This is a genomic window from Mesorhizobium sp. M5C.F.Ca.IN.020.32.2.1 (assembly GCF_004023105.1).
Lineage (GTDB): Bacteria > Pseudomonadota > Alphaproteobacteria > Rhizobiales > Rhizobiaceae > Mesorhizobium > Mesorhizobium wenxiniae.
In genome coordinates this window covers 1-678 of record NZ_RZSX01001525.1, presented here as the reverse complement: position 1 = coordinate 678, position 678 = coordinate 1, and the positions used below count along the sequence as shown (strand labels likewise).

Genomic DNA, 678 nt, shown 5'->3' with positions numbered 1-678 from the left:
CCTCCAGATTGCCGGTATCGTGATCAAGCTCCATTTCGAGTGCCGCGGTGCGCACCGTCGAATGCTTGCCCGGCTCCAGTTTCGCCGTCGGCCGCTTCATCCGCATGGAGCCATACCAGGCGAGCGCCATCGACAGGATCAAGCCGCCGATACCTTCGCGTCCGACCAGAAGCACGGCGACGCCGATCAGCGCCAGCAGGACGGGCCCAAGTGTCCTCATCCCGCTTGCGAGTCTCGCGGGGTCGGCGCGGAGAAAGATCGTGGCCACGCCGAGCAGCACCAAAAGCAACGCCACGAATGCGATAATCGCGCCCATTATTTTCTGCTGCTCCGCAGATGCTCGATCATCAGCCGGTCTTCCGGCCTGCCCCTGGCCTCCAGTGCCTTCAGCCCGCCGGTTGCAAACACGGCGACCGCCGAAAGCAGGCTGGCCAAGGTTGCGGCGGCCCGCCGATCAAATCGGAACCAAGCACCTTTGGTCAGCCGCGCAATCTCCTTAAATGCCTTTTCTGCGCCGGCATCATGGCCCTCCTGAAAGACGAAGACAGGAACGCCGTGCAGGCCGAGGCTGCCGGCCTTTTCGGCCAGATCGTCTATGTTTTCTTCCATCGCGTCGCCGATATAGACCAGCGCATTCACCCTGGCCGCCGCCGTCTGTTTCAGCGCATGGGCGAGAAC

The 678-nt window shown here is 62.8% G+C and carries 2 pseudogenes; both read right to left on the bottom strand.

The annotated features are described in order from the left end of the window. Positions 1-316, bottom strand: a pseudogene (locus EOA86_RS37220) (molecular chaperone DnaJ); the annotation flags it as partial. Continuing rightward, positions 316-678, bottom strand: a pseudogene (locus EOA86_RS37215) (VWA domain-containing protein); the annotation flags it as partial. The pseudogenes EOA86_RS37215 and EOA86_RS37220, both read right to left, overlap by 1 nt.